Below are 26,851 nucleotides of genomic sequence, written 5' to 3'. Positions count from 1 at the left end.
GTGATCGTCGGCGCGTCCGGGATGCCGGTGGCCTCGGCGGCTAAGGTTCTCGCCGGCCGCGAGCCGCTTGGAGCTGCGTCCTCAGGCCTCGGCTGATCGACGGCATGTGCCCGGGACCGCCGTGGCCGGCGTAGCTGACCGCACGCGGGGGTTACTACCAGTACTCTCCGGGTCACCGGAGGATTGTGCATTGCCATCGACAACACAGTCCTCCCCCGCTCAGCCAGATCACACTGCCGCGTCGGCACGAGAGGCCACGCCCGCAACCGTGGTACTCGCGCATCATCTCGGTCTGGAGCCTTTGCGTGGCCAGCTTGGCGCCCTGTCAGCCTATTCAAGCAGGCCACGACCAAGGTCATCGTTGATGATCCTCTCTCGTTCCGAGGCGTCGGCCCAGTGGGCGTGACTAGTTGTCAGGGACTTCTCCACGACTAGTACATGTTCAGCGTTCTCGGTGATGGAACGCATGTGGCTGATCACCGTGACCAGCCGGCCGGTTGTGCTGTGGTCGGTCAGCGTATTGAGGGCATCGCGCAGGAAGGTGGTGTCAAGGGTGCCGAAGCCCTCGTCGAGGAAGAGCGCTTCGACGTGGCCGGTCGCACGGCTGGCGAGTTCGACTACGGCGAGCGCCAGGGCGAGGCTGGCGAGGAAGGTTTCGCCGCCGGAGAGCGTCTTAACATCTCGGGCAGCCATGGTGTCCATATCGATGATCCGGAAGTCGGCCGCGAACCTGTAGCGGCCACCGGAGATCGAGAGCAGGATCTCGCTTGCCTGGCGAAGCAGCGCTTGGAGGCGCCGGCTGACAGCGTCAGCGATGAACTTGCCCTCGGCCAGCACTACCGACAGTTGCGCAAGAACATCGACTGTGCCAGCCGCAGCATCAATCCGCTCCTGCAACGCGTTCACCACGGGGAGTTCCTCCCGGGCGCGCTCGATCTGCCTTTTCAGGTTCTGGACCGTACCGTGGGCGGCAAGGTATTGCTGCTCGAGGTCTTCTTCGCCGGCGGCACCAGCCGTATGGCAGGCAAGGCCGATGGCCTCTCCGGCAGCCTTCTCGGCACGCTGCTGTTCGTCGATTTTTGCGGCGCAGATGCCGAGGAGTTCCTTTGCCTGAGCGAGAAGATCAGCAGCCCAGTGCGCCTGCGTGTCCAGGTCTACGTGCGCGGCGGGCGCGGCCGCCGGTTCTTCGAGTCCGAATGCCCCTGCGGCGTCGTTAACCCGCTGCGCCAGGGTCAAGAGCTTGTCTCGCAGCGTCGCCGCCGGCTTGGTGATCTTCTTGGCGTAGGTCGTCTCCAGCGCCGCGCTCCGCGAGCGCAGGCCGGCGAGCGCTTGTTCGGCGCCGGTCCGTCGGCCGGCCAGCTCCTGAAGGAGTCGCTGATGGGCTTCGGCTGCTGCCTTCTGTTGCTGGACTTCCGCGACGTCCAGGGGTGTGGCGAGAGTGAAGCGGGCGGGTAGGCGGCTGGCCGCCTCGTCGATCGATTGGCGCAAGGCGACGTTGTCGCGTTCCTGCTCCTGATGGGCAGACATGCGCTTGGCGTGGGCCTCTGAGAGGGTGACGAATTCGGTTCTGGCGGCGGTCGCGGTATCGCGGGTGTCGTCGCGAATCTTTCCGGCGCGCTCGACGTCTTGCTGCGCTTTGGCAGCGTCATCGGTGACCAGTTTGAGGATCTGCTCGTCGGTTCCCGACAGGTCGGCGTCTCCAACGACTTCCTGGAGGCTGATCAGCGCTTCACTGAGCAGGCTCTCGGCTGTGGTCACGCTCTGCTGCGCCGCAGGCAGGTTGTCTCGTTCCAGGGTTTCCACCCGGGCGGCCGCTACGGCGGCCGCCCGACCCGTCTTCTCCGCCCGGACTCGGGCTTTCTTGTGGGCGTCGTCGGCGGCGGTGAGGTCGGGTGCGATCGGTGCCGTGAAGTCGGCAGGCAGGGGACGAGTACAGATGAGGCATGCCGCGCCGGGTTCGAGGTCCGCGGCGGCGTGCGCTGCGGCGTTCGCCTTCAGCAGCGCGCGGTGCGTTTGTTCGCTCTCGCTCCGGTTGTGCTCGGCCTCTTCTGCGATACCCGCCGCTTCTCTTGCCTTGGCTATGGCGGTGCCGAGAGCCTCTTCCGTCGTGGCGAGTTCTGCGCGTGCCTTCTCTAGGTCTGCGGCGGCTCCGCGCCAGATCCTCAGTCGTTCGACGGCCTTGTGCTGCCGATCCTGGGCTCGTTTGAACGCCGTTTCCGCGTCTGCATGCGTCTTGTTGGCCGCCGCGACGGCTGGCTCAAGATCGGCCAGGCTCTGTTGCACGCCTTGTAGCCGGAGCTGCTCGACGGCAAGGGCTGCGGCGTTCTCCGTAAACTGCCGGTGGCGTTTCCGCTGCTGGGGTAGCTGTTCGGCGAGGTATTTCAGAGTGTTGATCGTCGTGGCGGTGCCGGCCACATTCCCGCCGTACTGCTCGGCCTGTGTGAGCTGACCTTGCAGGAGGTCTTGCTCGATCTGCAGTTGGTGGGTCAGTTGGTTGATGTCGGCGCGCTGGCCGTTGAGCGTTTGAGCCTGCAACGCCAAGGCGTGTAGCTGGTCGGCGGCGCCGGCAGGAACTGCGGCCGCCAGGGATTCCTTCAGCTGGGTCAGCGTGCTGGCCGCCCCGGCGGCTCGTCGCTGTTCGGCACGCGCATCAGCGATGGCGGCCCGAGCATTCTGGAGATGTTCCAGGCCCTGCTGCTGCACGCTGTGCTGTTCGGCCGCGGCGGCCAGCGCCGCGGCCGGGTCGTCGAGGAACCTCCTGCGGTGCAGCTGGTACTCGTTGAGCCGGTCCTTGAGCCGCGCCTGAAGGGTTCGGGCGTGCTCGCGGACCTGGCCCAGTTGCTCGAGACCGAGGACGGAGTCGAGGACTTTGCCTCGGTCACGGTCGCTCATGCGCAGCAGTTCCTGGAAGCGGCCTTGGGGCAGGACCACGGCACGTAGAAAGGTGTCGCAGTCGAGCCCGACAATCCGCCGGATCTCTGCGGTGACCTGCCTGGCCCCGGTGGTTAGGGCGCCGGTGTCGAGGCAGGTCAGCCGGTGCACTGACGTGGCGGTGTGCCGGCTGACGGACCGTGATACCTGCCATCGGCGGCTGCCGACGGTGAACGTGAGTTCGACGGCGAGGGTGCCGTCACCGCCGTCGGCGATCAACGGGGATGCGGTGGCAGCGTAGGTGCATCGGTTGTAGAGGGCGTAGCAGATCGCTTCCAGAATCGTCGATTTCCCGGCGCCGGTGTCGCCGACTATCGCGATGAAGCGCTTATCGGTGAAGTCAATGGTCTGCTTCGCGGTGTACGTGCCCAGGCCGCAGAAGGTCAATGTCTGTGGTCTCATGCCGCCCCTCCGATGGTGGCCGTGCTGGTTGCCGGCAGCGGGAAGGCGATCTCGGGGTCGGCCGCCAGTAGCTGCTCTTCCGGCAGCTCGGGTGGTTCGTGTTCGCTGGCGTGCGGCAGCAGGGTGCTGAAAAGCTGAAGAACCTGTTGCGCCGAGACGCCTTGGACACCGCGGGTGGCGAGGTATTCGCTGAACAACGTCGTGGTGTCGACGTCGGTGGCGTCGTCGACAGGGGCGAGCAGTTCGAGCCTGCGGTCGGCGGCGTTCTCCCGTAGATCGGCGATGGTGGCCTCAGGCAGCAGGCCGCGGATCTGGCCGGCCAGGTTGTCGATGTGGTTTTCGGTGTTGACCGTGACCAGGCAGATGTCCGTGGCCACGGAGGCCGCCGTGGTGCGGATCTCGTCGAGCGTTCCGGTGATGTAGTGCAGCCGGCGGCCGCGCTTTAGCGGAATTCGTTCAAGGACGGCGCCTTGGCCGGGCTGCAGCGTCGCGATGACGACGCTCTTGTCCTCGCCGACCTCACCGAAGTCAAGCTGCAGGGGTGAGCCTGCGTAGCAGCCCGTTACGCTGGTGGTCGGCAGTGGCTGCGGTTTGTGGATGTGACCGAACGCCGCGTAGGTGACCACCGGCAGGTGCTGTGGATCGGTGGCGTAGAAGTCGCAGGTGTGGCTGGGGTTCTCGGTCCGCGACGGGATGGCGCCGGCGATGTACTGATGTGCGGCAAACACGCTCACGTCGCGGGACGCGTCGAACCCGTCTCTGAGCTCGCGCATGAGGCGCTGCTGCAAGCCGGCGATGTGTCCGGCGTAGGTGATGCGCCGCTGGCCGGGTTCGTCGAAGACGTTGACGATGCGGTTGGCGCTGATGAACGGCAGTGCGGCGACGTGAATCGCCTGCTCGCCGGCTGGTAACCGCAGGACTTCACCGACGGCGTTGTCGTGGCTGGTGACGAAGTGGATCGGCGCGGACCGGCTGAGCAGGTCGTGCAGCCAGTGCAGGTATGCAGCCGAGTCGTGGTTGCCACAGACGACCACGACTGGAGCGATCTCGGCGAGGTTGTGCAGCGTGCTGGTGGCCAGTTTGAGCGAGTGCAGCGGTGGCCGCTGCATGTCGAACAAGTCACCCGTGTTGAGAATCAGGTCGGGGCGGGTGGCGGCAGCGATTTCGGTGATCTCGGCGAGCACCGCTTCGTGGTCGCTCGCCCGGGAGTGGCCATAGGTGGTACGTCCGAGGTGCCAGTCGGAGGTGTGCAGTACTTTCACGTGCGACCTCTTCGTCGTCAGTGGCTGCGATCGGTGGGAGGACCGGCATTGTGAACCCGACAAGGGCCGGCCAGAACGGTGCCAGGGGTGAGCTCAGAGGGCCCGGATGCGGTGGGCAATGAGATGTTCAAGCAGGGCCTGGTTGGCTTCCCAGCCGTTGGGAAAGCGCGGTTGCGTGTTAAAGGGCACGGGGTCGGCGGACGGGTGGGCGTCCAGCAGGTCGGAGATGCCGTCGCGGGCGACCACGATGCAGGCATGCCGGTGCCGTGAGGTCAGGACGCACAGCCGCCCGGATTCGAGGTGGAACGCCGTGGCGTCGCGGCGGCCGGACAGCGGATGTAGCACGATGACGATGTCGTACTCGCTGCCCTGCAGCCGGTTCGCGGTGTCGACGCGGATGTTCGGATAAGCGGTCTCGGCCAGCCCGCTTTTGATGGCAGCCATCTGGTCGCGGTGTGCCACACCGATCGCCACTCGGTCTGCCGTCACCCTGGCACCATCGGGGTGGCGTTCATCGCGGAGCATCGTGCCGCGCTCGAGAACACGCACAGCGAGCGCAACCACCGCGGCGACCGCTTCAGCGTCGGTGCGCACCGTGTGCCGGCGCGGCAGTTGGTAGAAGGCCCAGCCGTTGGCTGCGGCATGTTCGATCGCCCGGTCAGCGGGGCTATTGCCGAGGCTGCGGGTCGGCAGCCACATCTCCCGCGCGCCCTGTTCGGGCGCGGATTCGAAGGGTGCGAACGGATAGAAGGCGTCCGACACCGGGATCGCGGTGTGAGGGGCAAGCCGCCACGAGCGCGGCAGCTGCCGTTCCGGGATGTCCGGATTGTTAGCGAGCATGGCGGCCACCGCGCTCTGCAGCGGGCTCCAGGCCAGGCCGGTCCATCGGTCGACGTTGACGACGGAGAACGGGTCGAGTTGCCCAGGGTCGCCGACGAACGCAGCCCGTTCGAACGTCGAAGCGAGTCGCAACAGGGTGTCCGAACGCATCTGGTACGCCTCGTCGATGATCGCCCACGGCCCGCGCTCGGTGATGACGGGGTCGAGCCACTTCGCTGCGGTGGCAACCAGGATGGCTGCCTGACGCAGATCGGGGAACCGGTTCGCAATCAGGATGTTGGAGGCGGCGAGGGTGGCCGGCACCGGGTAGCCGTAGGCGGTGTATCGGCCGATGGTGATCCCCGGATCCACGGCGGCGATCTTGGCGACGAGATCGTCGACTTGGGAGTTGGTTTGTGCGACGACGCGCACCTGGTCGCCGTGCCGGGCCAGGTGGTGAGCCATGTAGGTGACGGCGGTGCTCTTGCCAGCTCCGGGGGGTGAGTTGAGCACCACGCCAGGTTGCGGACCCTCGGTCAATAACCGAAGTACGTCGAGGACCGCGGTGGGCGGGACATAGGTGACGGTCATGACCACGGCTCCTGGGCATCCTGCTCCGTCGGCAGGTAAGGCTTGGGCGGGCCGCCATGAGTCCACGGGGTGTCCTCCTTGCGCGGCAGCGTCGGCGCCCGGCGGTAGTCGTCCTTGAAGAGGCTGTAGCACACGGAGTCCCCTACGGCGGGGACGGTGCCGGGCCGTGGTTCACGCCCGCTGCCCATGCCCTCGCGAAGTTCCAGCTCGACCATCACCGTGTCGCCGTCACGAGTCACCGAGACGACCTTGGTCTTCTGGTCCAGCAACTCAGGCCGGCGCAGACCGCTCTCGCCGGCGGCGAGGCTGATCGCGTCGGTGGTCGATACGGTGATCAGCGGCCGCAGGCTCCTGCCGACCCGCCGGTTCGGGACGGCGGCGATGACGGTACCGACGAACGCCTCACCGATCATCCGAGCCTCGGCCATCACCATCGGGTCGTCGAAGGCGCGCTCCGCGTCATACTGCTGCTGGGCCCGTTCCAACCAGTACAGGCGCCGGGCGGCGTACACCGCTGAGTCACGTTTGGGCTGCGCCCCAGGGCTGGTCGCGATCCAGTCGGCGGCCTGCGTGAAAGCGTCAAGGTCCCGTTCCCAGCGAACACCGACATGAGCACCGGCCGGAAGACTAGGGTCACGCAACAGGGTGATCGCCTGCCACATCCGATGCCAGGTGCCGTCGAGCTGCTTTCGCAACTCCTTGCGGATCTTGTCCTCGGCGATGCGCGACGCCGCCGGGCTCGCCGCCTGGTGGTAGGCGGCGAGCAGCGGCTCGAGGATGCCGTTGTCGAACGACGGATCCGTGGCAGGTCCGGCAGGCGGTACCTTCAACGGATTTTCGCAGGCACGCGCGGCATCCCGCCCGGTCATCCCGGGTGGCGGCGCGATCCAGCCGAGTACAGCGGGAAGATGCTGGTCCTCCTCGGTGCTCTGCCCGGTTGCCCAATGCAGGGTCAGCGCGTCGGTCGCCGCGACCAGCATGGCGGAGCCGGCGTATTCAGCACGGTCGGCGAGGAACGTCAGCCATTTACCCATGACCGGGATGTTGCGTGGCACGGCCCACTCGCCTGTACTCCTTCGCAAGCGGGTGGAGCGCCCGAGGATCCGGATGAACTCGACGCCGGCACGGTTCGGCACCCAGACCTGCGGTGCGTCCGCGCACCGGTACTGCACGCCGGACGCGCCGGCGCGCACCGGAAGACGCCGGTTCGTGCGCGGCGTGATGTAGGCGGCGAAGATCTTGGCCAGCTCATAGGCGAAGGCAACCTGCTGGTCACGGTTCCGGGGCTGCGCAACCGTCAACAGCTCCGGTGTATCAGGGCTGGTGCCAATCATGACGGCGAGCGGGGCGTGGGCCTCGCCCGCCATCGCCAACGGCACGAACACCAGCGGCTCACTGCTCACATGCAGATGCCGGACAGTCGTCAGGCGCTGCGCCACCGCCTGGTCGCTGGCATGGGCACGGGCCAGGGACGTCAGCAGGCTCACATCAAGCTCCCGAGCAACTCGTCCCGATACTGTTGGGCCCGCCGCAGCAACTCAGCTTGTTCGACCTGGTCCGGGCCAGGAAGGCGCGTACCGCGAGCCAGACCGACGACCTCACCGATCGTGTCCAGCGCCAGCTCCTCACGGACCTGCCGGCCGAGCACCGCCGTGGAACCTTGTTCCTCGGAGCGGCAGAACCGCGCCATCTCACAGGTGTCCAAGCACGACGGTGCGTAGCGTGCCGGCACCAGACGCAGTCCCACCTTCAGCTCCTCGGCGGAGCGGGAACCGGCCGGGCCACGCAGAGCGAACGTCAACCCTGCCGGCAGGTTCGACAGAATCGTGTCGAGGTCATGCATCCGCATCAGCATCCGCCGGACCGCCGCGACCTGGTTCCGGACGTTGACCCGGGCCGCGAACGGCTTGTTGATAAAGTTCTGCGGGCACACGAAGATCGCCTCGTCCGCCACCAGGTCCTCGTCGAACCCGTGGGAACGAAGCAGTTCCCGAAGGGCGTAGACGTAGACCGCAGCCTGCAACTCTGCGCCTTCCACCGCGGCCGCAGGCGCCTGGCCGTCGATCACCGAGAACGACTTGACCTCGACGATGTAGAACTTCCCGCCCGACTTCACAGCCGCCAGATCGGGCTCGAGGAAGACGTCGTAACCCGCGACCGTGATCTTCAAGTACGGGTGGTCGAACAGCGTCCCGCCATCCTGCGCCGAGCGGGCCACAGCGGTCAGCCGCTGAACCGTGTTGCGGTACCGGGCTAGCTTGCCCTCGTTGCCGCCGATGGTCTTCAAGTCCTCGTGTTCGGCTTCGGGAATGGATAGCCCGATGTCCTCCCGCAGCAACGTCAGCAGCTGCGCACCGCCACTCGCCTTGACCTGGGCTTCGAACTGGGCGCCTCGGGCAAGCACCATCCGCGACGGCTTGGCGTACATCGGGTGCCGGATGGCTCGGGCCAGCTCGTCCTTGTCGATACCGGCTGCATCCAGCAGATTCCGGCGGCCGCAGCCCGGGTTGCCGACAATCGAGGAGATAGCCCTGGCGTCGAGGCTCTGTGGTTCAGTGTCCCCCCGCAGCGCGTCAAGACGCGCCGTCAGTTCTTTCACGTGCTCTTCCTTCGCGTGGGAAGTGCGGATTCAAGATCAGGTGTCGCTCGCAGCATGCGACGCCACCTTGAGAGCGGCGCCGAACAGCTGGTGAAGATCGTCGAGCTGGTCGACGGCGCGCCGGGCTGCCGCTTCGCGCTGCGACAGGTCTGCGTCACGATGAACTTCCAGCTCGGCCTGCGCCGCACGCCGCACGGCGTCCGGCCTCGTCGTGTCGAATGAGGTGGCACCGCCGGGGATGTTGGCGGCGAACTGCCACAACAGACGCCGGGCGGGCAGAGTCGCCCAGTCCGGGTGGCTCAGGTGCTCGGCGATACGGATCGCCGAGGTCAGAAAGTGAACCCTGGGACTCAGCGGCCCGACGATACGGGTGGAAAGCGGCCAGGTGGAGACAGCCAGGAGACCGCGGGCAGGCGAGAGCCGGTCAGCGGTCAGGGCCGCACACAAGTAGTACGGCCGAGCCCACGGCGCCGTCTTGAAGGATCTTTCCTCGTCTCGGCGAAGGCTCGTCAGCTGCTGCCCGTTCAAGGCTCCAGCGAAGACCGCCTGGTGCAGGGCGACGATGAGCTTCGGCGCCGCCGGGACGCCCAGGAACGTCAAGGCCTGGTGGACCTGGTCACGAATCGACAGCAGGCTCCCGGCGTCCTGCGGCTCGGTCCGCGGTTGCGAAGCCAGCTTTTCCGGTTCGATCGCCAGAAGCGCGTCATCCCACTGCACCTCCGCCTGACGAAGGTCGGATCGCAGACGCCGCGCCTCGGCCCGATCACCGGCCATCAGGGCACGACGCACGGCTGTGCGCAGCTCGTCGATGCGCGCCTCGAGATCGTCGAGAGATTCAGCCACGGACACACCGTAGCCGCTTCCACGCGTTCCAGCAAGTTCCAGTTTTCTCCAAGAGTCCGCCGTGGACGGAACATCGACTGCACCAGCAGAGCTTGCAACGAAGGCGACTCAGCCGATCAGCACTCCGCCACGCTCCATAGGAGGCACGCTGGACCCGGCTCGACGCTCCGATCCACGCTGCGCTCACGTGCGCTGTTCAGGCGCTGCTTCTCTGGTCGCCTGGCATTGCTGGCCTAGGTGACGTCATGCACTGATGAGGTGTGACTGGCCCGGACTTGGCAGCGAGCGGGCGAGGATTTCCGTGCCCGCGGCAGGAACACGCCTTCTAAGACGTCCTAGGAGGATAGGGTTCCTGGCCCGACCGTCGCTCCTCCTTCTTCGACTGCGGCCCCCATCCGTGTGCTGGCAGCGAGGGGCATGGCGAGGGCTGCGGCGGCATGGATCGCGAACACCGCGACGACGATCGTGGTGACCGGTAGGCGGCGTCGGGCGCCGGTGAGGACGAGTCGTCCGGTGACAGACAGAACGCCGAGCAGGCCGGCGGCGGTGGCGGCGAAGGTGGCCGGGTGGCCGCGGCTGATGAGGTAACCGACCACGGGGACGCCGATGGCGCTGGTGGCGGCACCGTGGGCGATCAGGGCGGCAACGAGGATCCAGAACCGGGGGTCGCGCATCACGGCACGCGCCGCAATGCGTCGCAGGGTGTGGTCCGGTCGCGCCACGGGGCTGGGTGCCCTCGCATGCGGCGGCCCGTCTTTCCCGGCAAGCGCTACGAGAACTGGAATCTCGAAGACCCCGCCGGCAAGGGCGTCGAAGCGGTCCGCCCGATCGGCGACGAGATCCGCACCTGGGTGGAGAAGCTCCTCACCGGACTGGGCCCCACCGCCTGACCAACCCGCCGGCGCTGCCCGTCGCTAGTCACCCCTCGGGCGGGGCCGACAACTCGCTCATCCGGCCGCTGACACGGCCGGGACAGGTCAACACGGCTCCCTGCCCGCAACCTGACGGTGACCCGGTACTGGTTCAACCGGCGCATCGATGGTGTTGGTGCAACGATGTACGGCGTGCCAACTGCGAAAACTGCTACACCTGCCGTCTCGCCGCTGGCCGGCGAGCCGATCAAGCGTGCCGATGCCGAGCGGCTCGCGGGAGTGCTGAAGGCATTCGCCGACCCGGCCCGGCTGCGACTGCTCAGTCTGATCCAGTCCGCCCCGGAGGGCGAGGCGTCCGTGAGTGACCTCACCGCGCCGCTCGGTCTCTCCCAGCCGACCGTGAGTCATCACCTTCGGATCCTCACCGAGGCCGGCCTGCTCGAACGCGAAAAGCGCGGCGTCTGGGCGTACTACCGGCTCGTGCCGCCCGCGATCGCGGCGATCGCCGACCTGCTGACGCCACCCCGCAAGCGAGCGACGAAGAAGGCCCGCTGAGCGGCACCCGCGAAGGCCGGCGCCCAATCCTGCGGGTGCCGGCACGGGCGTCCGCTCTGGTCGCGGGTGCGTCGGCCACGCCGGCAAGGTCTTGCCTCATCCACGGTGCCGGGCTGGTCGGATCGGTGGCGACACCGTGGTTAGGAGTAGGGACACCAGTTTTTGCCCGTGGTCGGCCAGCCGGCGCCGCTGGCCGTGAGCCGCTTTAACGGTGGCGATAGCCGACCGGGCGTCAGACCAAGCGGTGGTCGAGGGCGGTGTGGGGGGCGAGCAGCGGTTCGAAGATGTCGCGGCCGAGGGTGACGGCCTGGTCCTGGTCGAGAACCGTGGCGGCCAGGCTGGGGTGGGCGTCGATCCACGCCTGAGCGCCGGATGCGCTCGTGAAGAAGTTGATGGTGGAGCAGCAGGTGTCCACGGAGCGACCGGCGTCTCCGGTGGCCGCGTACACGATCACCGCTTCGGCCGGCTGGAAGGTGGCGGCACCGTTGGTGATGGTCACGCGGACCGGTTGGCCGGTGTGCGGATCGGCGGAGGTGATGGTCGCGTCGGTGCCGAGCATGAACGGCATGCCCAACGCGTCGATGGCGCACATCGCGTACACCTCGACATCGCCGAATGAAACCCGGTGCGGCGTCGGCGTTGGGGAGAACGGGTAGGCCGCGACCAGACGCCCGCCGCTGTCAAGGGCGACAAGGTCTTCCCGGGCAAGTTCCCGCAGCGCCTTCGCGGTGTCCAGGTCCGCCTCGCTGGCGGCAGCGCGGATGTCGGCATCAGTGGGGGCAGCTCCGGTGGCGGCGAAGTGATGCAGGATCGCTCGATGCACCTGCTGGAGGCTGTCGGGGAGCTGCTCGGCGCGGCGGGGCCGATCTGTCCGGATCGCATTGCCCGGCTGCTGGCAGCAATCGACCCGGCTCTGCTCCCTTGCGGTGGTAGCGGGTCCGGCGCCTATCGCCTGGCGCAGGGCAGCGCGGATGCGCTCGCCAGTGGGGATATCTAAGCGACAGGCCGCTGAACCGTCGCCGGTGGCGCCCATCACGTCCACGCCGTTGACCAGGATCGACGGAGACGGATAGTCGCCCACGACCTCGGTGACCCCCGTGATGGGCAGACCGACGTCGGCCAGGGCCGCGCGCAGCTCATGCCGAGCCGGCGCGAGGTTCGGACAGTCCGGCACCGAACGAAGCTCAACAGCCACCCGGCCCTCTGCGGTGCGATCTGCTGCCGCGGTCATCACAGCCCTCCTAACAAACGGCCCGGGTGGCATCACGCGTCGCCGACTGGCCGGCACGGCTCTACCCGTACCTGACTGAACCTTTCAGTCAGGGGAAGGTCAAGGCGCGACGATAGACGCCAGATGCGGATCGGGGGAACTTGCGTGATGCCGGAGATGGTGAGCCGGCCGCGTTGACCGGTGCACATCGGGTCTTGCTCGCCGTCGCGGTGGCGGTCCACGCCGTGTAGTACCTGGGTCAGATTGGGATGACCGGGCCGCCGCCGGCGATGCCGCCGTACAGGCCGGGCTGGCCGGTCAGCACGCTGCAACCGAGGTCGATCGCGGCGAGCACCGCGGTGGCGGCGTCGACCCTGCCGACCGTGTCGAGGGTGACTGCGAGGGCCTCCCAGCTGTCCGGCGGTGGCGAGAGGATCTCGGCGATCGGGTGGTTGACGAGCAGCTGCAGGCGGTCCGTGTCGACGACCACCCGGGCGGCTTCGGCCACGCACAGTACCGGCAGCCCGAACACGCAGTTCTCTTCGTCGGCGACCTCGGCGATCACCTCACCGACGTCGATCGACCCTCGGGTGAAGGCGATGATCGCAGAGGCGTCGAGGACGACCCGGACGGCCGGTTCGGTCACGCGGCGCGGGCCGGCAGGCCGAGCTGCTCGCGAGCCTGGGCGTCGAGCTCCGCCGTCCACCGCTCCCGGGCCTCGTCCAGGCGGCGGCGCGCGCGAGCCTTCCCCTCGTCGGAGACGACGATGCCGGCGGCGGCGAGGATCTCCTCGCTGCGGGCGCCGGTGTTGGGGCTCCTGTCGGCCATGCCCGCAGGATACCCCCTGGTAGGCGCGGGAGTCACCAGCACGCCGCCGGCGCTGCTGCCGGGCGCTGGGGCTACTGGTGCTGGTGGGGCAGTTGAGCGTGGCACGCGAACGGCGGGAGCGCGACCTCGAGGAGAGGCGTACCCGGTCGCCAAACGCATCACCGACTCCGGCCCATGCCTGGTTCCCGGTTAGCATCCCGACCGGCCGGTCCTGCCCGCCACCATCACCCACCGGCTCCAACGCCTCGGCCTCCAGCCCAGCAGCTACCGCGCTGCCGCCCCTGGTTCACCTGGCCGTCGAGATGCCCCCGGCCGTCCTCGGCGACATCCTCCCAGTTAACCGGGCCGTTGCGGCGAGCTGGAGACAGCCCGGCGTTCGCGGAGGTGCTGCGAGAGCGAGTGGCGGGGGTACGGAATGGAGTTGCCAACGCTGCGTGGCGGGCCCTGTACTGACGGCGCCCTCCCCGCCTCTACCAGGTCCGCACCCGCACCGCGCCCAGATCGACGACCGGTGCCGGGCAGGACAGTGCCGAGCGACGCAGGGCTTCTGCGTCGCGGGCCGGTATACGCCGCTAATCCGGACCGGCGCCGCCGCGACCGCCTACTCCGGTGGTCCCGCAGCGACGTCGATGCCGGCCCTGGCCAGTAGGGTCAGTGCCTCCGGGAAGGCGCGGTTGAGCGGGCCGTGGTTGATGCGGACGCGGCTAGCAAGTTCATTGTCCCGGGCGATGCGGGTGGCGTCGCCGAGCACCGTGAGCCGGTAGTGCCACCATCGCACCGCTCCGTCGCGCTGCTCTACCCGGATCAGGTCATCTGCGGCCCGGGCGGCGATCGCCCATCTGCCGTTCGCGCCGGTGGCCCACACGGCGACGACGCCGGCGCCGTCGATGGCATCGAGAGCCTCGGCCGCCGCGTGGAACGGGTTGGTGAAGGTGCCGCCGACGTGGAGTGCGGTGTCAGCGTGCCGGTTCACCCGCCAGGCCGGCCGGCGGTCCTCCAGTTTGTCGATGGCGGTGGCGAGCGGGTCGTCGTCGACGATCATCGCCGCGGTGCGCATGACGTCGTCCGGGTCGATGGGGAAGCCGCGGCTGTTGCTTATGGCCTCCGCGTAGTCAGCCACGAGGGTGGCGTCGGCGGCGACCACGAGGTGCGCGGCCCGTTCGGCGGCCTCCTCGTAGCGCAGGTACTCGGCGGGGCGGCCCGCCGTGGGTAGGTGGTCGCGGATGAGGTAGAGAGCGACGGCGGCCACGCTCGCGACGTTGGCCTCGATGGCCGCTGGCATGTCGTCCAGGTCGAGCGTCTCGACCACCTGGGCGAGCACGGTGATCCACCCCTGCTCACCGTGCGGCGTCTCCCAGGCGCCCAGTTCGACGCCGACGAGCACGAGCGTCCCGACCGCCAACCGGTCGATGGCGGGCAGGTGGGCGAGGTCGACGCGAACGGCACGGGTGAGCGCGCGGCCGACGCGGCGCAGCTCGTACAGCGCTCGCTCGTCGTTGTCGTCGTTCGGGTCGCTCTCGTCGTCCGCGTTGCGGGAGCCGCCGAGCTCGGCGTTCTGCCCGGTCGAGGGGTCGATGTCGTCGTTGACGGTGTTCGCGTCGTCTCCGTCGAGTCCGGCGGCGCGTTCGTCGCTGAGGAGGTCGGTCGGCTGGAGCAGGTCGCTGCCGTAGCTCGTGCTGGTGGCGGAGAGGGCCGCAAACCCGCCGAGTGAGAAGTGGAACATGGCTGTGCCGAGCCGGCTTTTGGCGTCGTCGCTGTAGCGCAGCCAGTCCTCGGGGTCGGTGTCGAGCCTCGGCGTGCCGGTGGCTGTCTCCGACTCGCCGGTGGGCCCGCTGGTGCCGCCTGCGGCGGGTAGGGCGATGCTGGCGCGGGCGGCGGCGAGCTGCTGGACCCCGTGGAGCCACCGTTCGGCCAGGCGCGCGTCGGCGAGGATCTCGATCGGTCCCTGGGAGCCTCCCCGCGGCTCGTCGCTCACCCGGAACATGGTCCGTTCGGGATCGGTGACGAACACCAGGTTTCCGTCGCGCGTGACGCCGTGTTCGGTCCATGCCGTCCGCACCCGGGATCCGCCGGGCAGGTCGACGCCGGCGATGAGGTGTTGGACGGCGCCTTCGGGGACGGCACCGACGTCCGCCCAGGTGTCGAAATCGGTGTGGGCGGAGGCCACGATCCGTACCGGGCAGGGTGTGGGGTGCGCGAACGTGAGGTGCAGTCCGCCGGCGGCGCGGGTCGCCGCGAGGAGCGTGGCCCCGGTGGCCGTGTCGACGTGGTTGGTCGTGCTGATCCGGACGGCGGGCACCTCGTCGAGGCGGATCGGCACACCGCCGGGAAACAGCGGTGCGGAGGGCCGGGCAAGAACGGCGAGCTCGACGTTTCCGCCGTCGGCGACGGGCTTGAGCAAAGCTGCCGAGGACAGGTTGGGGCTGCCGGTGAGCGTCCAGCATGCGCCGTCGTAGCCGATGGCTTCGACGAGCTTGCCGTGTCGGTAGGAGCGGTGCCGGTCCTCCACCACCTCGAGGTCGATGCCGAGGTCGCCGATCACACGGGCTATCGCCTCGGGTTGCACGACGGTCCGGTGCCCGGATTGCACGGCGAGCGTGACACGTGCCGGGGCCAGACGCAGCGTCAGCTCCTGGATTGCCTCGGCGCGCGCGTCGTGAAACGGCGCATAGAGCCGCAGGCACTCCACGGGCGTGACGGGAAGCTGGTCGATGATGGGGGCGTCGGAGGTGTGCACCAGCCGGTGGCCCGTGTCAACGACCTGGCCGCCGCTCAAGGCTTCGAGGGCGGCGGCGGTGCGACCCATCGCGTCGGCGGCGGGCGGGCTGATCGCGCAGAGCCGGGCAACGCTCCGCAGCCATTCCGCCGCGTCGACGACCAGCCGGGGACACCTGTCCCGATCCGCGGCGGCGATCGTCCAGGTCTCGGCGTTGAGGTGCCAGCCGCCGACCGAAAGGTTGCCCGAGCCGACGGCCACCAGCGCTCGCGCGGGCCCCACGATGACGGTGAGCTTGGGGTGGAAGGCCCTCCCCGCGGTTGGGGGTACGGCGAGGCCGTGCACGTAGCGGGTGCCGGCGTTTCGGGCGGCGCGCGGGTCCGGGTTGGACATGCGCAGATCGCCGACGACCGTGACGCGGGCACCGGTCGCCTGGGTGACGCCCAGCACGGCACGCTCGAAGAAGCCTAGGTCGGCGTTGAAGGTGCAGAAGAGCGCCTCACGGGCCTGCCGATCGGCGTGTTTCTCCTCGGCAAAGATGTACGGCAGAGGCGACGGCACTGTCACGACGTCGCCGGCGTTCTGGTAGTCGCCGCCGCCGACGTCGAAGGCCTGGTCAGGCAATGAGGTCACCCCGGTCACCGATCCCCCACACGGCGTCGGTGCGGGCGAGCAGGCCCATGCCGGCGAGGATGCCGGCCAGTTGGTCCCACCGCAGCGAGGCGGAACCCGCGGTCTCGTCGGAGTCGCGGAACAGCAGGTCATCGCGCAGATGCACCCGGGTGGGAATCTTGAGAACGCCCTTTCGGGGATCGAGGCGGGCCTTGGCCAGCGCGAGCCGCTGCGACCGGTCGACCATCGTGTCGGCGAGCCATCGGGCGAAGTCGCGCAGCGACCTGTCGTGCCATCGGTCAAGCTGGTCGGCCAACCACCGCGGCGCCAGCTGCTCGTAGCGGTCCTGTGCCTCGTGTCCCTCGAAGCCGTGCAGCTCCCGACCGGCCAGCTCACGCACACGGCGAGCGCCGAGGGCCAGCACGCTGAGGTCGCGCACGGGAGTCTCCAGGCCCAACAGCCCCGGATCGTGCTCGGCGGGCACCGGCCGCCCCGTGCTGTCCATGGTTCGTGGCAGCCCATCCCGGAACGCTCCCACGGTGCTGTCGGGTAGCAGGTCCGCGAGGTGTGCGGCCAGCTCCGCGCGGGGCGTGAGCCCGTGGATGCCGTTGACAAGCCAGGCCCAGAGGCTCCGCCACGCCGTGACGGAGTAGTTGCGCAGGATGAGGCCCCGCCACTCGTCGGACAGCTCCAATGCGGACAGCACCGGGTCGCTCATCGCCTCCGGCTCGTATGCAAGAAATCGCGACACGTCACGGGTTACCCGGCGGACCTCCGTCAGCTGAATGACGCGGGCGATCATGCGCAGCGTCTGCCGGCGGACACCGGCCCGCGTCGCGGGCGTCTCGGCGTCCGAGGCGGCGAACAGTCGGGCGAGCCAAGCGCCGTCCGCGCTGGTGGCCGAATGGCAGATGCACAGCGACTCGTAGGCGTCGAGCGTCGCGTCGTCGAGCGTCCGCCTGCTGACCAGGTCGAGCACGTCGCCGAGCCCCTGAGCGACAGCGCGGGTATCCATCTGGTCACCGGGACCGATGTCGTCGGCTCTGGTCACGATTCGAAGCAGAACCTCGGAGCCCCGGTACGCCGGCCAGAAACCCCAATTCGGCTTGGCGTAGACACCCGGCGCGGCCAACTCCGCCACATCCACGCCGCCGTCGGACGCCCGCCTCAGGATCTCGTCGTATCCGTGTGGTCGGGACAGCGCCTCGTGGGCGAAGCCGGCGGCGCGGTAGTGACGCGCCGAAACCGCCCCAACGACGACCTCAGCCCGGCGCAACAGGCTCTGTGCCGCGCTGCGGGGCAAGCCCCGCCTCTGCGCCTCCGCGGAGATCAGGCCGTGAAGCGCGTAGTAGCGGGCGTTGAGAGTAACCGTCGTGACCCCGGGGACAAGCCGATCTACAACGTTCATGGTGAACCGCTCCACCGACAGCGGAAACCGGCCCGCGTAAGTCCTTGATCCTGAAGACGACCACCCAGGACCAGTCACCACGGCCGCCAGTCTGCCGCCGGCTCCGACTGGGCGCAAGCACGGACGAGCGTCGAGGTGATAGCCAGGGTGACGACGTTGGAGACAGTCCCTCCGGCTGGCCGCCGCCGACGCCGTACATCCCGGGGCCAGCTCGTCGAGTGGCCTCGGCACCGGCCCTCGTCATCGCGCTATGGACTGCGGGAGGTATCCACCCTGGGGACATCTCAGTCAGAAGCGGCAAGCCGCCTGTGGCCTCGTCCTCCGGCACTCCAAATCACTGATCTTCCGGCAGAGGACATGATCATCGGGGCGCAACGCTCCGTAGGTGCATGAGACCATGGGCGCCGCGCTCTTGCCCTCATGGGACAGAAGGTCGTTGAGCGCCATACTCGCTGCAGAGACATCCGCCTCTTAGCCCCAGATCGCTATGGCCGGGCCTGGACCGAACAGTTGGTCCTCGATGAGGCGGATCTCCTTGATCCTGCTTCCCTTATCCAGCTCGAAGGTGAGCCAGCCGCGAACGCAGTCTTTCGGCAGGACTGTGGCGGAGTAAGGCAGGGCAGGCTGCCGCGGTTCGGGAGTGATGTCGGCGGGCTGTAGTTGGTAGTCGTCGGTGGTCTTGAGCTGCCAGGAGCTCCAACTCGGGGTCGGCAGGCTCTCCCCCGTGGTGGCGTTGCAGATCTTCACATCGGCCGGCACCCACACTTTGCCCTTGTCGGGCTCGGAGTCCGCCTGTCCGTCAAATTTGGCCGAGTAAATGGTTACTTTCCAACCAGCGCCGGTGAATGTCTGGCCGATCTTGAGCCGGGCCGGGCCCTGGTCCTCAGTCGGGGATGGCGACCTGTCCACAGCGGTCGGGGTTCTCGTGGCAGGCGCGGCCGAACTGGCCTGCGAAACTGGGCCCCGGGGTGCTGGTGTATCGGCGCTGTTGCCGCAACCGGCAAGGAGGACCGCTGCCGTGGCGACGGCAGAAAGTGAGACTGCCTTCATGACCCGTAACCTACCGTCCCTTGTGGGGTGTCGCAGTAACGCCTCAAGCGGCTACAACACCGTCGTGCGGACGAACGGCGCCGGGCTCTGCATCGACGTGGAGTGGGTACGCCGCCACGCCGGGAAGGGCTTCCGCGTTCATCCCGCCGGTGGGTCCTGGAACGAACCTTCGGCGGCCTGATGCAGCACGGTGAGTCGTGTGTGACTACAAAACCCTCCCTCGGCGCCCCTGCGACAATGATCCGTTGGGCGAGCCGACGCTGGTCGCTGGTGAAGTACCTCGGGGGGTGCCGTGGAAAACCAAGGGCGACCCGGGGAGGAGAATCACCATGACGGGACGAGACAGACGATCAGTAGCCCACTTGCTTACGCCCCTGTCTGGTGCAGCGGCCTTGCGTCCGACCGAGCGAGACCCTCGCCTTCCGCGATGGCTTCTTGCAGTTGCCCGACGAGCTGGCGCAGGCTCGCGTCGAGGTCGACCTGGTCTTTCGTCTGGGCGATGATCTCGTCGCGTACGTCGTCGACGAACGGCTGCCAGGTGTCTTGGGCGAGCCGCGTGCATTCGGCGATGACCTGTTGACGCATCTCGGCCGCGGCCTTGTCCTGGTTCAGGCGCGTGCGATTCGCGAGGTGCTGGTCGACGAACGTCGTCAGGTAGACGGTGAGGGGGAGCGTGGCTTCGGCGGTGCCGAGGTACGGCTTCACCTTCTCGGCCATCTTTAACGTCTTGGTCTCCTTGCCGGCGGTCTCTGCGACGTCCTTGGTCATGGTCTTCAGCACGCCGAGCAGCATGCCCCCGATGTTCTTGGTGTGTTCCGAGATCTGGCCTAGCCCGTCCGGGGCGGTGGTGGCGTTCTCCCCGGACTTGAGTGTCCCGACCAGCGATGCGAAGCCGGCCCAGGTGGGCAGGGCGCGGTCTCGCTCCTTGCCCTTGCGGATCGACTGCCGCAGCCGATCGAGGTGGCTCTCATGTTTGGTGAACCACTCGCCGACCGTACGCTCCAGGTCGTCGGCGGCGGAGCCGGAAGTCCACGACCGCCGCAGCACCTCGTCGACGAGACCTTCGAGGCTGGCCTGAGCGGCCCGGTCGAGGTTGCCCAGTTGCCTCTCCCATTGCTCGCGGCGATCGACGCCGTGGGCCGCCACCCTGGCTTGTTCCGCGTAGTCCGCCAGTTGCCCGCGAAGTACGGACAAGGTCTCGTTCAGCACCGCTGACCAGTACCGTTGCCCGGCCGCGTGCCGCCATGCGGGCAGGGCTGACGGGGCCAGCGCCCCGAGAGCGTTCGTGAGGTCCTGCATGCCGTCCCAGTCCCGGAACTCGTCCCAGGTGTCGCGGCCGAGATCCGTGACCGGTCCGGCGGTCTGGAACGGGTCCTGCGAGACGACGAAAACCTGCACCTGGTCGTCCAGGCCGAATAGGTTCCGCAGCTCGCGGACCTTGCGGTCACCGAGGTCCCGGTATGCCGCGAGGTTGTACTCGGGGTTCCCGACGGCCTCGTCGAACCGGGAGATGACGAACCACATGGTCCCGGCCGGCCAGCCTTGCGTGAGCAGCTTCCGCAGCACATCGCGTTCGGCGGTCGCCAGCTGCGGGGTCAGCACCGCGATGCCGACGTCGGTGAGCCCGACCGCGGCCATCGCGCGGGAGTTGTTCTGTTCGCGGACGCCTGACGCCCCGACGTCGAATCCGGGCGTGTCGCGGACGATGCACGTACCGAGGTCGACGTCGTTGACCTCGAAGGTCTCGTGGCGTGCGCTGATCGTCAGCCAGTCGGGAACGTCACGGCCCGAGTCGACGAGCAGGCGCCGGAGCAGGGAGCTCTTGCCGGTGTCGTAGGACCCGAAGAGGGTTATGATCGGTAGGTCCTGTTTCTGGAAGGCGTCCCAGTCCTCGGCGTACCGCCCGGGCGATCCACCGGGAAGCCGCCCCAGCCAGTCGCGCACGGCGTCGATGTCAACCACTGTGATCCGCTCCTTCCATGTCTTCCGCCGCCATGATCAAGGCGTCGGCCGCCTCGGCCCGTACCTTCGCCGAGTCCATCCCGTCGGCGATCGACGAATCCCGGGCGAGGTGTTCGTCGAGCAGCGCTTCGAGGTCCGCGGTCCGCTGCTCGAGGTAGGCGACGTGACCTCCCCATTGCTCATCACGCATGATCAGATCCACGATCCGCGCAGCCGTCTCGTCGATGGTCTGGAACGCCGATTCCTGCTGCTCCCGGTGCTGGCCGGCTTTCTGGGCATCGGTAGCCATCACCGCGACGTCGACGACGGAGGCGATGGCCCCGAGGACGAGCCCGACGCGGGCGACCTTGGCGCCGCCCTTGACCGCGCCCCACGGCTTGAACTTGTAGTTGAACTGCTTCAGGACCGTGTAATACGCGTCCCGGTTGCCGAGGGCTTGCACGAGCGGCGCCACCGCTCCTGCGAGGGTGCCCGCGCCCGCGGCCACCTCCTCGTACCAGGCGGTTCCCTGGGCCTGGAACTCTGCCGCGAGCTCGGGTGTCACCTGGATTTCGGCAGCGCGCATCTCACGCCCGATCGTGGAGAGATGATCACCATGCCACTCGGCCAACCGGCGTGCCGCGTCCTCGCGGTAGCGATCAAGATCAGCTTCGAACTGTGGAGTCTTCCACCAGGACTCGACGATGTCCTTCAGCTTCTGGGCGTCCTCGCGGTCGAGGTCCGCCACCGCGGATTTCGCCGGCACCGCGTGCCGGTCCACCATGCGGCGGGCGTCCTCGCGCAGTGAACCCTCGACGACCACGGCGTCGCGTATCGCGTCCCGCAGGCCGGCGATCAGGGGTTCCAGGCTGCTCCGCGCCTTCTCACCGTCGGTCAGCACCAGGTGCAGTGCGTGCCGGTGACGCTTGAGGGCGGTGACCGCCGCGTCGAGGGCGGCCGAGGACGCCGCGTCGGCAAGCGGCTCGTCGGAGAGACCGAACAGGGCGCTCGTCAGTGCGACCACGCCGTCCCACAGCCGATGCTCGTCGAAGTCCACCGGCTCCGCCGTCGCGACCCCACCGACCAGGCCGAACGGGTCCCCGGACAGGCAGTGGATCCGGTCGAGCTCCACGTCGACGCAACGCGCGGCGAGGGCTGCGCGCAGCTCCTCGCCTTTGCGGTTCTGCCGATGGAGGAAATCATCGGGTGCGGTCAGCGGATCGGCGCCCAGCTCGTCGCACCGGTTGATGAGAAACACCGTCCGCCCGCCCTTGGCGGCGATCATCTCCGTGCCGCGCAGGAGCTCCTCCAGCATCGAGGTCTTCCCGACCAACAGGTTGACGTTGACGACGACGAGCACGAGAGCGGCCTCGGTGACCGCCTCGAGCGCGGTGGCATCGTGCTCGTCGTGTCCGCTCTGCAGGCCGGGCGTGTCCATGAGATCGAACCCGGGGAACCGGTAGCGGCTCGCGGCCGTGGTCGCCGGCAGCGCCCGGGTGTCGAACGCGGTGTCCGGCCGCCGACCACCATCCACCATGATCCGGTGGACCAGCGACGACTTCCCCGAGTTGTAGTCTCCCAGCACGGCGAAGACAGGCCGCGCGCCAGCGACGCGCCAGAAGGCTCCCACGACGTCGGCCAGGGCCGGGTCACGCCGGGCCGCGCCCTCGAGGTCGTGACACCAGGAGCGGATCTGGGCCGGTGTCGGTGACCGCCACGCCGCCGTCACGGCGCGTGCCAGCCGCGCACGGTCCGCCTCCTGGCGGCGCGCGTACGTCTCGCGCACCGCCTCGCTGATTCGCACCGGCTGGTGCTCGACGCCGGACTCAAGCCAGTCCTCGCCCAGCAACACCCGGGTCACCTCGGCCGGGGTTTCCCCCATCCGGCGCTGTGCCCGCCGCAGGACGTCGGTCACCGCGGGTGCGGGCCGGATCGCGTCGGCGCAGGCCCGCAGACTGTCGAGCAGCCGCGTGATCCGGGCGCGCGCCATCCGAAACTCGATCGCAGCGCTCAGCGTCTCGCCGACCGCCAGCCCCAACAACGTCCACGCGGCTCTGCGGCTGTCCTGGACCAGCGCGTCCTCGGAGGCGACGAACGTTCGGTCCACCGCTCGATGGCCCTCAGCGATGGCGTCGGCCATCGCCTTGCGGGTCTGCTCCTCCCCCTGCTGGCTCGCCTTCTTGCCGAAGTACTGCCCGGCCTGGTTGACGATGCCGATGCCGGCGAGGGTGGTGGCGAGCACCCATCCTGCGGGGTTCCAGATGAGCGGCAGCGCAAGAGCGCCGAGACCCAGCGCAATGCTCGTACCCTGGGCGGCGTTACCCAGCAGGGTGCCACCCTCGTCGCCGGCGATTGTCACGGCGTGCACCGCAGCCGGCCCGCTCGCGGCGGACTCGTGATCCACCGCGATCTCCAGCTCACGCTGCAGAAACACCTGACGGTCCGCCCACACGGCCTGCGCCGCGGCGGTCATGGCTTCTTCGTCGTACGCGGCCGCCCGGAACTCCGGCTCGCCGAACGCCTTGCGCTCGGCGAAGGCCCGCTGGATGACATCGTCCACGTTGACCTTTGCCTGCCGGTGGCAGCCGGCCAGGTACGACGTGGCGAGATGCCGGACGTAACGGTCCAGCGACCCCTTCGGCGGCGAGGTGTAAGGGGCACCCCGCGCCTGCTCGGACAGATCCATCAGATCCCCGCTGAGCGCTGTGTCGTGCAGCCACTCGGCACGCTCGGCGTCCTCCGGATAGCCCAACACGGCGAACATCGACTCGACCCGGCGCTCCAGGGACTCCGCCTCCCGCTCGAACTCGGCCGCCAGGTCTTCGAGCTCACCGACCCCACGGCGGCACCGTGACCAAATGTCCTCGCGCAGCGCGGTCAACCGCAGATCGGCGCCGCCTTCCGCGATCGCGGCGATGATGAGGCGCTCCAGCGTGGGAAAGTTCGACCAGCGATCGAGGTAGTCCGTACCGAACCTGTCCCGTTCGTTCTGGATGCCCTCAGGGATCGGACCGCGGAACGGGGTCGCCGCGCGCGCGTAGAGGGCCCGCTGCCCCTGGATCGCGACGACCGGGATGTCCCACAACCCGATCCGGCCGAGCTGGCTCCGAATGTTGTCGGCGTGCTGGCGGACCGTCTCGGACAGATGACGGCGGCCGGACTCCCGGACCAATGCAGGGTGGCGCCAGTTCCGGTTACGGGAGTTGAGGACGGCCACCACCGGCTTTCCCCGGTCGAGGACCCAGGCGGCGATCTTCTCGAACTCCATCGCCTGCTGGGACTGGCTGTCGAAGCACAGGAGGACGATGTCGGCCGTCTCCACCGCCGCACGGGCCCGGGCTTCGAGGACATCACGACTCTCGGAGGCGCCCCAGCCGTTGATCCCGGGTGTGTCGAACAGCCGGCAGTCCCGCCACGCGACATGGCGCACCTCGGTGGTGAAATCGTTGCCACCGGGTGAGACGTACGCCCCGTCGAGCCGGCCGAACACCGACAGCAGGGTGCTCTTCCCGGCGCCGGTCCGCCCGAAGAACGCGATGTTGAACGTGCCGAGCGACTCCCGCTCACGGTCGAGGTGACGCCGCAGCTCCGCCGGAAACCCCTGGATGAAGTTTTCCAACCGAGCGATCGAGCCCGGGCCCTGCCCTTGAGTGAACGCGGCGACCAGGTCGTCCGTGATGTCGTCCAGGTGCATCAGTTCCGCGCGTCCCTGCTCGACGGCCGACCGAACGGCCTCCTCGAATGACCGCACCTCTGTCGTCAACTCATCATCACTTTCGCTGCCTGACGGGTCACGGCTCGAATGCACCGGCAACTTGCCGGCGACCACATACCGAGGAGTTGTCTACGGGATGCGTGCCGATCTTGTCCAGCGTGAAGCTGAGATCAAAGCCCGTCTGCCGGGGGGAGAATTCCAATGCTTCACCTGATCAGGTGCAGCGGTGCCGGCCAAGCGATGATCGGGTACTGCTCGACCGGGTCGGAAACGGCTGCGTCGGTGGCCGCGTCTCGTCCGCGGACAGGGACGCGGATTCGGTAGGCCCGAGGCCCGGCGGCGGTCAGGGTCGGGATCCGGTCGGGTCCACCACTGCGGCGCAAGGCCACTGGATCTTCGCCGCAGGGAGAACGAGATGTTCACGAGCAGCGGCACGCCCCCAGCACCGAGATCCGGACGCCGCACGAAGGGCAGAACGCCGTCCCTCGTGTGGCAACCTCGGGTGGCGCTTGTTTTGTCAGGGATGGCGGAGCTCCATCGGATTTCGCCTTACGGGGCGAAGCCGCTTGCTGTAGCGCTTTGCGGGTTTTCGGACCGATTCGCTCTTTCTTGGTCTTAGCGCGGCGCCGTTTGACAGCCAGGCTCTCGGTACCAGGTATCGAGATACCAGGCGGCGGAAGAATGCTCCTCACCAGGTCGGTCGATACATTCGCCCATCCCATGTTGCGGAGGTGACGCGAGATCTCCCAGGTGGCCCACAACGGCCGGCGCGCATGAACATGAAGAACCGCCCGGCGAATTTCCTCGAGAGGAGGGCGAACCTCAACAGGTCTGGGTGTCGCAGCGACCACTATCTCCTTGCGGGGCTTCGGGATGCGCTTGATTCGGGATTGTACCCGGCGTACGGCAAGAGAAATTTCTTTCGATGTTAGGCGAGCCCAACCGTCGCCCTTGCGGTGAAGAATTTTTTGCACGGATTCCTGCGCCTTCGAGCGCAGGATGACGGCAATCTCACTCTCGAGTTCACGAACCGACGGCTTTGGTGCGCGACGGATGCCTGCCGAAGCCGCGGTCGCCTCCGCCTTGCCTCGTCGCCGGGCAGGGGGCTTGGATTTCATAGCCAGGGGTGCGGAAGAGCGATCAGGTGTGGCCAGAGCCCGGTCCAGCCACGTGTCAGGCCCGTGATCGGGAGCTTCGTCGTCAGTCCTGTCATCCGCCGAGGACGAGCCACGACCGAGGTACCAATCGTTGATTGTGCGGCCCCTGACCACCGCGCCCCTTTCGAAGCAGCCATCGGGACTCCAGGATGCCAGCTGTCGCGTGGGAAGTCATCCTGCACGCGGCCGCGTCCACTGCCGTGCGCTGAGGGCAGTCTGTGTAGTGTGGACCAAGCGCCGTCCACGCCGTCCGCTGGCCTACCACAATGCCCGGGCCGTGCCTGGTGCAGGTGGATCGAGTCAGTCAGCAGGGAATGTGTCGGGTTCGCGTCGCGCGGCGTAGCGGTCGAGCAGGATCGGCACGCCCGTGTGCACCCACCATGGAACGTGGACGGCGCCGGCAGACATGCCGTGGCCCGGGTCGAACTCGGGGACGTATATCGCTCCGGCGTGGTCGTGCCACGGTGCCGATTCGCGGCTGGTGAGATGTTCGCCGACAACCTGCTCGATGGTGTCCATGATGAGCGTCCGTAAGTCGAACCAGTCGTCTGGCAGCGGCGTGTCGGCGAACCGCGCGCGAAGTTCTCGCCACAGGTAGAAATCGCCGCGCAGCGAGTACTGGATCGGCTCGCGCTCAAACAAGGAGCCGACGCTGTCTGTGTCGACGGACGGCGGACACCGAACCCAGACGGCCGCGCGGGTTCGCTTGTGCATGGCTTCGTCGAATGCGACGAGCCGTACCTCGTCGACGCCCGTCTCGGCGGCCGCGATGGTCTCGATCGCCGCCTCGATGGCATCGGCGTGTGGCCAACCGCGGACGCCGGTGCTGATCAGCGGGAATGCGACGCTGCGCGCGCCCAGTTCGTCGGCGACCTTAAGCGCGCGCCGGTAACACGACTCCAGCAGGGAGCGGTCGCGCTGACCGGCGTGGTAGTTGGGGCCGACGGTGTGGATGACCCACCGGGCCGGCAGGTCGCCTGCTGTTGTCCATCCGGCGTCGCCGGTGGCGAGGCCGTCAGGAAACCGGGCGATGCAGTCACGCAGGATCGCCGGGCCTCCGCTGTGATGGATCGCGCCATCCACACCGCCGCCTCCGCGCATCGCCTTGTTCGCCGCGTTGACGATGACGTCAACGTCCTGCGTCGTGATGTCCCCGAGAACGGCGGTGATGACTGGCACGGCATCAGTCTGCCCGGAGGCACCGACAGAGCAGCGACCACCCCGGCACAAAGCTTCCCGCTCCTGCCGCTCGCGGTGCAGCCTGACCGCTGACTACGTTTCGGCCGTCAGAGCGTGGAGGTGTTGCTGAGCGGCGGGCCCAATGCGGGCCAGGTGGCGCC

The 26,851-nt window shown here is 68.3% G+C and carries 17 protein-coding genes and 1 pseudogene; 2 read left to right on the top strand and 16 right to left on the bottom strand.

From position 1 onward, the window contains the following. Positions 1 to 330: 330 nt before the first annotated feature. From Q3W68_RS21845 to Q3W68_RS21815, 7 genes are all read right to left on the bottom strand, one after another. Positions 331 to 3,333, bottom strand: coding sequence for an AAA family ATPase (locus Q3W68_RS21845; protein ID WP_083395344.1), 3,003 nt, complete (start codon positions 3,331 to 3,333; stop codon positions 331 to 333). Beyond that, on the bottom strand, positions 3,330 to 4,595 hold the full coding sequence (locus Q3W68_RS21840; RefSeq protein ID WP_302907214.1) for an exonuclease subunit SbcD: 1,266 nt from the start codon (positions 4,593 to 4,595) through the stop codon (positions 3,330 to 3,332). The genes Q3W68_RS21845 and Q3W68_RS21840 overlap by 4 nt, the downstream gene beginning before the upstream one ends. 93 nt (positions 4,596 to 4,688) lie before the next feature. Beyond that, a complete protein-coding gene (locus Q3W68_RS21835) occupies positions 4,689 to 6,005 on the bottom strand; it encodes an AAA family ATPase (protein WP_302907213.1) in 1,317 nt (438 codons plus the stop codon). After that, on the bottom strand, positions 6,002 to 7,492 hold the full coding sequence (locus Q3W68_RS21830) for a hypothetical protein (RefSeq protein WP_302907212.1): 1,491 nt from the start codon (positions 7,490 to 7,492) through the stop codon (positions 6,002 to 6,004). Before Q3W68_RS21830 ends, Q3W68_RS21835 begins: the two co-directional genes overlap by 4 nt. Next, positions 7,489 to 8,604, bottom strand: a complete 1,116-nt coding sequence (locus Q3W68_RS21825; protein ID WP_302907211.1) for a hypothetical protein — start codon at positions 8,602 to 8,604, stop codon at positions 7,489 to 7,491. Before Q3W68_RS21825 ends, Q3W68_RS21830 begins: the two co-directional genes overlap by 4 nt. Before the next feature lie 36 nt (positions 8,605 to 8,640). Then, positions 8,641 to 9,447, bottom strand: coding sequence for a hypothetical protein (locus Q3W68_RS21820; RefSeq protein WP_046566883.1), 807 nt, complete (start codon positions 9,445 to 9,447; stop codon positions 8,641 to 8,643). A 335-nt stretch (positions 9,448 to 9,782) separates the two neighbouring features. After that, a complete protein-coding gene (locus Q3W68_RS21815; RefSeq protein ID WP_302907210.1) occupies positions 9,783 to 10,169 on the bottom strand; it encodes a hypothetical protein in 387 nt (128 codons plus the stop codon). Between the two features lie 27 nt (positions 10,170 to 10,196). On the opposite strand from Q3W68_RS21815, the pseudogene Q3W68_RS21810 reads away from it, so the two are divergent. After that, positions 10,197 to 10,337, top strand: a pseudogene (locus Q3W68_RS21810) (heat-shock protein HtpX); the annotation flags it as partial. A 165-nt stretch (positions 10,338 to 10,502) separates the two neighbouring features. After that, positions 10,503 to 10,874 carry a helix-turn-helix transcriptional regulator gene (locus Q3W68_RS21805; RefSeq protein ID WP_046566796.1) on the top strand — a complete coding sequence of 124 codons (372 nt, stop codon included), beginning with the start codon at positions 10,503 to 10,505 and terminating at the stop codon, positions 10,872 to 10,874. A 232-nt stretch (positions 10,875 to 11,106) separates the two neighbouring features. Here Q3W68_RS21805 and Q3W68_RS21800 read toward each other — a convergent pair whose 3' ends face one another. The 9 genes from Q3W68_RS21800 to Q3W68_RS21760 all read right to left on the bottom strand — a co-directional run bounded on the left by Q3W68_RS21800 (position 11,107) and on the right by Q3W68_RS21760 (position 26,690). After that, positions 11,107 to 12,105 (bottom strand): alkylmercury lyase family protein, encoded by a 999-nt coding sequence (locus tag Q3W68_RS21800; protein ID WP_176921740.1) that lies wholly within the window; start codon positions 12,103 to 12,105, stop codon positions 11,107 to 11,109. A gap of 238 nt (positions 12,106 to 12,343) precedes the next feature. Further along, on the bottom strand, positions 12,344 to 12,649 hold the full coding sequence (locus Q3W68_RS21795) for a hypothetical protein (protein WP_235437391.1): 306 nt from the start codon (positions 12,647 to 12,649) through the stop codon (positions 12,344 to 12,346). Positions 12,650 to 12,726: 77 nt separating this feature from the next. Further along, complete coding sequence (locus Q3W68_RS21790; RefSeq protein WP_046566800.1) at positions 12,727 to 12,912, bottom strand: hypothetical protein; 186 nt, start codon at positions 12,910 to 12,912, stop codon at positions 12,727 to 12,729. Positions 12,913 to 13,513: 601 nt separating this feature from the next. Next, complete coding sequence (locus Q3W68_RS21785) at positions 13,514 to 16,270, bottom strand: hypothetical protein (RefSeq protein WP_302907209.1); 2,757 nt, start codon at positions 16,268 to 16,270, stop codon at positions 13,514 to 13,516. Then, positions 16,245 to 17,663 carry a hypothetical protein gene (locus tag Q3W68_RS21780; protein WP_302907208.1) on the bottom strand — a complete coding sequence of 473 codons (1,419 nt, stop codon included), beginning with the start codon at positions 17,661 to 17,663 and terminating at the stop codon, positions 16,245 to 16,247. Before Q3W68_RS21780 ends, Q3W68_RS21785 begins: the two co-directional genes overlap by 26 nt. 456 nt (positions 17,664 to 18,119) lie before the next feature. Continuing rightward, on the bottom strand, positions 18,120 to 18,698 hold the full coding sequence (locus Q3W68_RS21775; protein ID WP_302907207.1) for a hypothetical protein: 579 nt from the start codon (positions 18,696 to 18,698) through the stop codon (positions 18,120 to 18,122). A gap of 366 nt (positions 18,699 to 19,064) precedes the next feature. Next, on the bottom strand, positions 19,065 to 20,660 hold the full coding sequence (locus tag Q3W68_RS21770; protein WP_302907206.1) for a GTPase domain-containing protein: 1,596 nt from the start codon (positions 20,658 to 20,660) through the stop codon (positions 19,065 to 19,067). Then, on the bottom strand, positions 20,653 to 24,333 hold the full coding sequence (locus tag Q3W68_RS21765) for a GTPase (protein WP_302907205.1): 3,681 nt from the start codon (positions 24,331 to 24,333) through the stop codon (positions 20,653 to 20,655). Before Q3W68_RS21765 ends, Q3W68_RS21770 begins: the two co-directional genes overlap by 8 nt. A 1,478-nt stretch (positions 24,334 to 25,811) precedes the next feature. Beyond that, on the bottom strand, positions 25,812 to 26,690 hold the full coding sequence (locus tag Q3W68_RS21760) for an O-acetyl-ADP-ribose deacetylase (protein ID WP_302907204.1): 879 nt from the start codon (positions 26,688 to 26,690) through the stop codon (positions 25,812 to 25,814). Positions 26,691 to 26,851 lie beyond the last annotated feature (161 nt).

This window comes from Micromonospora sp. C28ISP2-4 (assembly GCF_030519385.1).
Classification (GTDB): domain Bacteria; phylum Actinomycetota; class Actinomycetes; order Mycobacteriales; family Micromonosporaceae; genus Micromonospora; species Micromonospora tulbaghiae.
The sequence above is the reverse complement of the archived record's forward strand: the minus strand, read 5'-3'. Positions and strand labels throughout refer to the sequence as shown.